The sequence below is a fragment of the Ureibacillus sp. 179-F W5.1 NHS genome, assembly GCF_045369345.1.
Taxonomy (GTDB): domain Bacteria; phylum Bacillota; class Bacilli; order Bacillales_A; family Planococcaceae; genus Ureibacillus; species Ureibacillus halotolerans.
The window spans coordinates 1-8,772 of record NZ_JBIQFG010000070.1 but is presented as its reverse complement, the minus strand read 5'-3'; the positions used below and the strand labels follow the sequence as shown (position 1 = coordinate 8,772).

The window sequence follows — 8,772 nt, the reverse complement described above, 5'->3', positions numbered from 1 at the left end:
TTCCGAAGTAGCTCAGTGGTAGAGCAATCGGCTGTTAACCGATCGGTCGTAGGTTCGAGTCCTACCTTCGGAGCCATATTGGGGAAGTACTCAAGAGGCTGAAGAGGCGCCCCTGCTAAGGGTGTAGGTCGGGTAACCGGCGCGAGGGTTCAAATCCCTCCTTCTCCGCCATACATAATTTTGTGTTAGGCCCGTTGGTCAAGTGGTTAAGACACCGCCCTTTCACGGCGGTAACACGGGTTCGAATCCCGTACGGGTCATTACTAAACACTCTCAAGATAAACATTATCTTGAGAGTGTTTTTTGTTTAAAATGAAAGAATTTCTCATTGTTGTACAATATTTTACGTTTGAAAAGGCTAAATTAGGTGAACCTTAATTAATAGATAGAAGGAGGTTTAAAATAAATGAATCAATCACAAATGGAACAATTAAAAAACAATTTATTAGAGGAATTGAAGGATTTAAAAGAAGGTTTAGAAACCCACGATGATATAGATCGTACGGAATTATCCAATTATGATAATCACCCTGGAGATAATGCTTCTGATTTAACATCGCAATTAACAGAATATGCAATGGATGATTTTAAACAAGAAAGTATTGAAAAAATAGAGGCTGCGTTAAATGCAATGGAAAATGGAACATATGGAAAATGTGAAGTATGTCAAAAAGAAATTCCATTTGAGAGGTTAGAGGCAGTTCCTACGACATTGACTTGTAAAGAACATAGTCATGAAAAAATTGATATGGAAACTCGACCAGTGGAAGAAGAAATTATGAATGAACTTACACATAAATCATTATTAACGGTCGATTTTGAGGATGGTTCTGGTGAATACCCGTCATCTGATAGTCCGCAGGATGTTCCGCAGGAGATTATTCATCAAAATAATCAAGAAACATCTATTCGAGATCGTCTACAATAAAATGAATAATTGTTCCTTCATCTATAGCAAGAACTATCCATTTTCCTATACAATATAGAAAAACAATGGATAGGCGGGAGAAAAGTGGATATTATTGATTTGCATTGTGATGTGTTGGAGAAATTAACGAGATTAGAAGCGGTCGATTTTCAAAATGATAATAGGCTACATGCGAATCTAAACTATTTACAAGCTGGAAAAGTGAAAGTTCAAGTATTTGCGATTTTTATTCATCCCAATGTCCCTCAAAAAGAAAAGTTTTTAGAAGCAGCCCGTCAAATAGAGGCATTCCATACAAAAGTATTAAGCAAATCCGAGATGGTACACATTACGGATTGGAGACAATTAGATGAACTGAAAGAAGGAGAAATCGGAGCCGTTTTAAGTCTTGAAGGTTGCGATTGTATTGGAGAAGATATAGGAAAGCTTCAACATTTAATCGATGCAGGAGTTAAAATTGTTGGACTTACTTGGAATGAAGAAAATGCTGTTGCATATGGGACGTCTGAAGCCCCTTCAAAAGGTTTAAAACCCTTTGCCCATGAAGTCATTCAATTATTAAATCAACATGATATTCTACTTGATGTGGCCCATTTAAATGAACAAGGTTTTTATGAAGTACTCCCTTTAGCAAAACATATCATTGCCAGTCATTGTAATGCTAGAAGCATCTGTGACCATCCTAGAAATCTCACAGATGAGCAAATTAAAGCATTAGTTCAAAATGGAGGAAGAATTCATGTCGTTTTTTATCCTCCTTTTATCGAACCAGCTAAAGAAACTACGACGATAAATGAACTTCTTAAACATATTCAACATTTAACTTCTTTAGTAGGGGTTGAATCGATAGGCTTTGGGTCAGATTTTGATGGAATGGATCCTTTAGCGATTGAAAAGCTATCTAATGCTAGTGAATATCAGAATCTTATTAATGCCTTGTTGAATACTTATTCAATTGAGGAAGTTCAGATGATGGCAAGTAAAGGATTTAGAAATTACGTAATGGGGATTGGAAAGCGTGAGAAATAGATCTTACGCTTTTTTTTAATGGAATCAATTAGTCAATTTTACATATTAAAAATGAAGGCGGTAAGGAATATCGATATTGTATATAAGAAAAAAATGATATGATAGAATAGATATCGAGTGATTCGAAAAGATTATTTAAACAAGCAGATATTTAATTGTCTGTTATTTTTATGGCAAAATTGCCTTTGTTGGAGGGAAAATTCATGCATCAGAAGTGGTTACAAACCACTGAAGTAGAAGTGGGAACAGTCAATTCGACATTAACCTTCTATATTGAAACGATTGAAGTTAACCGATTATCGGCCCTTGCATTCTTTGCAGCAGGGGAGAAACAATATAAAGGACAACGGTTTTTCTGGCAAAACCGTGAGAAAACGTTCACATTAGTCGGATTAGGACATGCATATAAAATAGAAAACAATGCAAATGATGAACGTTTTGATTTCATTGAAAAAGAATGGAAAGCTTTAACGAAAAATATTGTAAAGGAAGAAAGTGAACAACAACCGATTTTATTTGGTGGATTTACTTTTGACCCGAACAATATGAAAGAGGGGGAATGGAACGGTTTTCCCCAAAGCTATTTTGCAATAGCGACTTATCAGCTTGTCATTCGGGATGATAAAGCATATGTAAGCATTCATTTAGTTACGAAGAATGAAAATTGCATAGAAGAGTTTGATTTATTACGAAAAGAGCGGGATCAATTGATTCATGCAGCTCAAGTAAAAGAGTTAAAAATGTATGATAAACCGGTAATGACGAATTATCGAGAAGTTTATAAAGAAGATTATTTAAAAACGATTGCAACGGTAACCAATTTAATTAAAAATAACGAAGCTGAAAAGGTGGTCATTGCGCGTACTTTAGAAATGCAATTTGATGACATTTTAACAGCTCCCCAAGTGTTATCCCACGTAATAAGCGAGCAGCCCGAAAGCTATTTATTTGGATTAGAACGTGACAAACTTTTATTCTTTGGTGCTTCTCCAGAACGATTAGTAAAAGTTGAGAAAGGTAACGCTTTTTCTTCATGTGTAGCAGGTTCGATTAAACGTGGTAAAACCGTTGAAGAAGATAATGCATTGGGAGAAAGTCTTTTAGCGGATTCAAAAAACTTAGGAGAGCATCGCTATGTGGTCGATATGATTGCTCATACTTTTGAACAAAATTGCATTCAATATAAGGTTCCAAAGCAACCGAAACTGTTAAAAATACGTGATATTCAACATCTTTATACGCCGGTTGAAGGGGTATTAAAACAAGATGCAACGATATTACAACTTGTTAAACATTTACATCCTACTCCTGCATTAGGGGGCGTACCTCGTCAGGAAGCGCTTTCGATTATTCGCCAATATGAGTCGATGAATCGAGGATTATATGCGGCTCCATTAGGTTGGATGGATGCAGAAGGAAATGGAGAATTTATTGTGGCGATTCGTTCTGCTGCATTAAAAGAAAATACGGCATTTTTATATGCTGGCGGCGGTATTGTTGCTGATTCCGAACCAATTTCGGAATATGAAGAAACATTAGTGAAGTTCCGTCCGATGTTACGTGCTTTAGGAGGACAACTACATGAATAATCGAGAAATATTAACAAATTACGTTTATAAAATGGTTGCTTCACTTATGCAAAATGGTGTAGAAGATGTAGTAATAAGTCCTGGATCTCGTTCTACACCTCTTGCTTATGCGTTTGCTTCGACGAAAAATTTAAATATTTATCGACAAGTTGATGAACGTTCAGCAGCATTTTTCGCTTTAGGAATTGCGAAAGCAAAAGCTAAACCAGTAGTACTATTATGTACGTCAGGTACAGCAGCTGCAAACTATTATCCAGCAATTGTTGAAGCAAAATATGCCCGAGTACCTTTAATCGTCATTACGGCAGATCGCCCCCACGAATTGAGGGAAGTTGGAGCACCTCAAGCAATCAATCAATTGAATTTGTATGGAGAAAGGGTAAAGTGGAGCGCTGAATTTCCAATTCCAGATGATGCTAAACAAACGTTACCACATATAGAACGTCATATAGCTCGAGGAGTAAATATTGCAACAACAGCACCCTATGGACCGGTTCATTTTAACGTTCCATTCCGTGAGCCTTTACTAATTGATTTTAAAGAAGAACTTCCCGTTCCATCTTTTCAAAACAGCTATGTAGGAGAAGTAACACCTTCTGAAATGGCAAAGGACACGTTAGAAGGAATTATTCGCCAAACGCAAAAAGGTTTTATCGTCGTCGGAGAATTAGCATTAGGTACTGACTTACAATATATTTGGTCCTTTATTCGTACATTGAAATGGCCAGTGTTAATTGAAAGTCTTTCAAACTTGAGAACGAACGTTCCAGCGGATTGTGAGCCTTATATTATTACTACATATGACGCATTATTAAAAAGCGGACCATTTAAACAACAGGTTGCAGCTGATACAGTAATTCGTTTTGGTGCTCAACCTGTATCTAAATTTCTAACGATTTTTTTAACAGAAACTGAGCCAACTCATTATGTAGTAGTTGATGAAGATCCTATGTTCCGTGACTCAGCTGCGGTTTCTACCCACTTTATTCATGCATCCATTGGAAAGTGGTTAAATGAGTTAAATATAAGTGGCAATCGTATTAATGAAGAATATGTAAAACAGTGGCAAAAAGGGGAGACAATCGCGAAAAAGCATATTGAAAATTACAGTGCCAATGAATCCGATGAAGGGGCAATGGTTCGTATGTTTTTAGAAAAGCTTCCGAGTCAGAGTGATTTATTTGTAAGCAGCAGTATGCCAATTCGTGATATCGATACATTCCTTTTACCAACTGCAAAAGATATTCAAGTATTTGCAAATCGTGGTGCAAATGGGATTGATGGTGTAATGTCAACCGCTATCGGTTTTAGTCAAGGTAGACCAAATCGAGAAATGTATTTATTTATTGGCGATTTAGCCTTTTTACATGATTTGAGTGCATTCATTGCTACTCGTTATCAGCCATGTAATATAAATGTGATTGTCTTTAATAATGATGGTGGGGGAATCTTTTCATATTTATCCCAAGCCACTGTAAAAGAGTATTATGAAGATTTATTTGGTACACCAACATCTTTACAATTTGCTGAAATAGCTAAGATGTATGATATGGACTATCTTTCAATTCATACTTTGGACGAGCTATCGCCATTATTTGAACAACCAAAGGCAAAGCCGTTACGTTTAGTTGAAATCTTTACGAATCGTGAGGAAAATGTCGCTGCCCATCGTAAGCTTTGGCAACGAATTCACGAGGAGTTGGAGCAATGATTTTACAAGCCCGTGGCATTAACGTAAATATTCAAATATGGAATGAGCATTTAACGGAAACAATCGTCCTACTCCATGGTTTTACTGGAACCGTTAAAACATGGGGAAAAACGGCTTCGCAATTTTCTGACTATCGGCTTGTTGCCATTGATTTAGTTGGACATGGTCAAACGGAAGCTCCAGAAGATGTGTCACATTATTCAATGGAAGAACAAATTGAGATTTTAGAAAATCTTTTTTATCAGTTGAAGCTAAATCAATTTATTTTAATCGGCTATTCTTTAGGTGGTCGTGTAGCTCTTTCTTATACCGTTAAGTTTCCGGAAAGAATCCAACAGTTAATTTTAGAAAGTGCTTCTCCCGGATTAAAAACGGAAGAAGAGAGAATGGCGAGAAGAAAAGCCGATGAAGAACTAGCGAAAAGTATTGAACAAAATGGACTTCAATCTTTTGTTCAAAAATGGGAAAACATTCCGTTATTTCATTCGCAAAAAAATTTACCGATAGCAGTACAACAAGCTGTTCGGAAAGAAAGGTTGTCCCAATCTGAAATCGGTCTTGCAAACAGTCTAAGAGGAATGGGAACAGGGGCGCAGCAATCCTTATGGGACCAGCTGGATCAACTTAATAGGCCAGTTACACTTATAACAGGAATGTTAGACGAAAAGTTTTGTAACATTGCTCAAGAAATGAAACTGCGATTGCCTTTTGCGGAACTTCGATTAGTTGAAAATGTTGGACATGCAATTCATGTGGAAAATCCTAAACAATTTGCTACAATAGTAAAGGATGCTATAGAGTTTAATGGGACGACTGGATAAGTTTTATCACTAGCTTTGCTTAGCCTAATGATAACTTAGTACAAAATCCTAAACATCTTGCCGCAATAAGTTGCAATCCATTGCAACAAATACGTCATCGTATTTGATAATCAATAAGGGGGTATATACATGGCACGTGAGTGGACAACTTTACATACTTACGAAGATATTAAGTATGAGTTTTACAACGGTATCGCAAAAATTACGATTAACCGTCCAGAAGTGCGTAACGCATTTCGTCCAAAAACAACTGCAGAAATGATTGATGCATTTTCACGCGCACGTGATGATGAACGTGTAGGTGTTATTATTTTAACAGGTGAAGGTGACCTTGCCTTCTGTTCAGGTGGAGACCAAAAAGTTCGTGGAAATGGTGGATATGTCGGAGAAGACAATATTCCACGTTTAAATGTTTTAGATTTACAAACATTAATTCGTAAAATTCCAAAACCGGTTGTCGCAATGGTAGCAGGTTATGCAATTGGTGGTGGTCACGTATTACATATCGTATGTGACTTAACAATTGCAGCTGAAAATGCTCGTTTCGGTCAAACTGGCCCTCGAGTAGGCTCATTTGACGGTGGATATGGTGCAGGTTATTTAGCACGTATCGTAGGTCATAAAAAAGCTCGTGAAATTTGGTTCTTATGTCGTCAATATGATGCACAACAAGCACTTGAAATGGGCTTAGTAAATACAGTTGTTCCATTAGAACAATTAGAAGATGAAACGGTTAAATGGTGTGAAGAAATTCTTGAATTATCACCAATGGCATTACGTTTCTTAAAAGCAGCATTTAATGCAGACTCTGATGGTTTAGCAGGTATCCAACAGCTTGCCGGAGACGCTACACTTCTTTACTATACTTCCGACGAAGCAAAAGAAGGCCGCGATGCATTTAAAGAAAAACGTAAACCAGACTTCGGTCAGTTCCCAAGATTCCCTTAATAGGAAAGATTGAAATAGGAAGCAAGAGAATCTCGATTCTCTTGCTTTTTTATATGGAAAAGAACAGAATAGGAAAGATAAGAATTATAACCTACATATAAATAAGGGCTATAAACAGGTTGTTTCTTTACTTTTTGAATAGCTAGCCCTATAGAGTTAAAATAGTATTGCAATGTACTGGAGGAATGGATATGAATCCGAATTGGATTTTACAACGTGCACATTTAACACCGACTCGACGTGCATTAATATTTGAAGACCAATCATGGACATTCGAAGAAATAAAAAATATTTCAGTCCATAGAGCGAAACAATTAGCAACATTAGGTATTCAACAGAACAGTCGTGTTGCCATTATGGGACCGAGTCAACCGCGCCTTATTTTTATCATGTATGCATGCATGCACCTACAATGTGAAATGGTCATGCTCAATCGTAAGCTTTCAAAGGAAGAATTACAATATCAAATAGAAGATGCTGGAGTAGAAATGGTTTTAGTTGATGACGAGGATATTTCTCTCTTACCTGATAATACGCCCCATCTTTTATTTACAACAATCGAAAATAGTGAAGCGACATCTATTAATATTCGACATGAATGGCCAGATGATCAAACAACATCCATTATGTATACGTCAGGTACGACAGGATTTCCAAAGGGGGTTCGTCAAACCGTCGGTAATCATCAGGCAAGTGCATTATCATCTGTGCTAAATATTGGCCTTTCTGAAGATGATGTGTGGCTGTGCGTAGTCCCTTTATTCCATATAAGTGGATTTTCGATTTTGGTTCGTTCATTACTTTATGGCAATCAAGTAAAGTTGTACAAAAAATTTGATAAAGAAAAATGTGTCAATGATATCGCCAAAGGAAATGTGACCCACATGTCCGTTGTGGCGGTGATGTTAGAGCGTATACTTCAAGGCTTAGAAGAAAAGGGCAGTCAAGCATCTCCTAAGTTTAAGTTAATTCTTGCAGGGGGAGGCCCTGTTCCTATACATTATCTTGAGCGGGCCCACCGATTAAATTTACTTGTTTCTCAAACGTACGGTATGACAGAAACATCCTCCCAAACAGCTACTTTATCTAACAAAGATGCATTAAGAAAAATAGGTTCTGCTGGAAAATCACTATTTTTCAATCAAATTAAAATAGCTAATGCAACGATGGCTAATGAAGAAGGGGAAATTTTAATTCGAGGTCCCCATGTAACTCCTGGCTATATTGGTCGTTTTTCTGACAAAAGCTCCACTATTGATGGTTGGTTACATACAGGAGATATTGGTTACTTAGATGAGGAAGGGTATTTATATGTACTTGACCGTCGCTCCGATTTAATTATTTCAGGGGGAGAAAATATTTACCCAGCTGAAATAGAGAACGTATTAATGAGTCATGAAGCGGTTCGAGAGGCTGGAGTATGTGGTGTAGAAGATGAGATTTGGGGACAAGTACCGGCAGCATTTGTTGTTCTTCATTCTACAATTACGGAAGAAGAACTACTTGAATTTTGTAAAGGGAAGTTAGGAAAGTATAAAATACCGAAATATATTTATTTTGTCCCATCCCTTCCACGAAACGGCTCAAATAAATTAATGCGAAGAAAGTTAAAAGAATATATGATATAAAAAAGAGGCTGGGACAAAACCCTCCTCTAAATAAAAAAAGCCGGTGAAATTTTACGAAAAGTAAAATTTCACCGGCTTTGAATTTTTTACAATAAAATAAGGACCTCTTCTGATAAAA

At 36.9% G+C, this 8,772-nt stretch carries 7 protein-coding genes and 3 tRNA genes; all 10 read left to right on the top strand.

The window, feature by feature from the left end; translation table 11 throughout:
• Window position 1: 1 nt before the first annotated feature.
• Window positions 2-76, top strand: a tRNA-Asn gene (locus tag ACH0B5_RS17420).
• A 4-nt stretch (window positions 77-80) separates the two neighbouring features.
• Window positions 81-171 (top strand) — tRNA-Ser (locus ACH0B5_RS17415).
• 17 nt (window positions 172-188) lie between these two features.
• Window positions 189-260: transfer RNA gene (locus tag ACH0B5_RS17410), tRNA-Glu, on the top strand.
• 146 nt (window positions 261-406) lie between these two features.
• Window positions 407-928 carry a TraR/DksA C4-type zinc finger protein gene (locus ACH0B5_RS17405; RefSeq protein ID WP_122973633.1) on the top strand — a complete coding sequence of 174 codons (522 nt, stop codon included), beginning with the start codon at window positions 407-409 and terminating at the stop codon, window positions 926-928.
• Window positions 929-1,012: 84 nt separating this feature from the next.
• Complete coding sequence (locus tag ACH0B5_RS17400; RefSeq protein ID WP_406928222.1) at window positions 1,013-1,957, top strand: dipeptidase; 945 nt, start codon at window positions 1,013-1,015, stop codon at window positions 1,955-1,957.
• Between the two features lie 203 nt (window positions 1,958-2,160).
• Complete coding sequence (locus tag ACH0B5_RS17395) at window positions 2,161-3,546, top strand: isochorismate synthase (protein ID WP_122973635.1); 1,386 nt, start codon at window positions 2,161-2,163, stop codon at window positions 3,544-3,546.
• On the top strand, window positions 3,539-5,257 hold the full coding sequence (gene menD, locus ACH0B5_RS17390; RefSeq protein WP_122973636.1) for a 2-succinyl-5-enolpyruvyl-6-hydroxy-3-cyclohexene-1-carboxylic-acid synthase: 1,719 nt from the start codon (window positions 3,539-3,541) through the stop codon (window positions 5,255-5,257). Before ACH0B5_RS17395 ends, menD begins: the two co-directional genes overlap by 8 nt.
• Window positions 5,254-6,078: a 2-succinyl-6-hydroxy-2,4-cyclohexadiene-1-carboxylate synthase gene (gene menH, locus ACH0B5_RS17385; RefSeq protein ID WP_341362496.1), complete on the top strand. Its 825-nt coding sequence runs from the start codon at window positions 5,254-5,256 to the stop codon at window positions 6,076-6,078. Before menD ends, menH begins: the two co-directional genes overlap by 4 nt.
• Window positions 6,079-6,207: 129 nt before the next feature.
• Window positions 6,208-7,026, top strand: coding sequence for a 1,4-dihydroxy-2-naphthoyl-CoA synthase (gene menB / locus ACH0B5_RS17380; protein ID WP_122973638.1), 819 nt, complete (start codon window positions 6,208-6,210; stop codon window positions 7,024-7,026).
• A gap of 191 nt (window positions 7,027-7,217) precedes the next feature.
• Window positions 7,218-8,654, top strand: coding sequence for an o-succinylbenzoate--CoA ligase (locus tag ACH0B5_RS17375; RefSeq protein ID WP_406928221.1), 1,437 nt, complete (start codon window positions 7,218-7,220; stop codon window positions 8,652-8,654).
• Window positions 8,655-8,772 lie beyond the last annotated feature (118 nt).

Coding starts and splice junctions, on each gene's coding strand:
- ACH0B5_RS17405 (WP_122973633.1), top strand. CDS start 407: ATGAATCAATCACAAATGGAACAATTAAAAAACAATTTATTAGAGGAA.
- menD (WP_122973636.1), top strand. CDS start 3,539: ATGAATAATCGAGAAATATTAACAAATTACGTTTATAAAATGGTTGCT.
- menH (WP_341362496.1), top strand. CDS start 5,254: ATGATTTTACAAGCCCGTGGCATTAACGTAAATATTCAAATATGGAAT.
- ACH0B5_RS17395 (WP_122973635.1), top strand. CDS start 2,161: ATGCATCAGAAGTGGTTACAAACCACTGAAGTAGAAGTGGGAACAGTC.
- ACH0B5_RS17375 (WP_406928221.1), top strand. CDS start 7,218: ATGAATCCGAATTGGATTTTACAACGTGCACATTTAACACCGACTCGA.
- menB (WP_122973638.1), top strand. CDS start 6,208: ATGGCACGTGAGTGGACAACTTTACATACTTACGAAGATATTAAGTAT.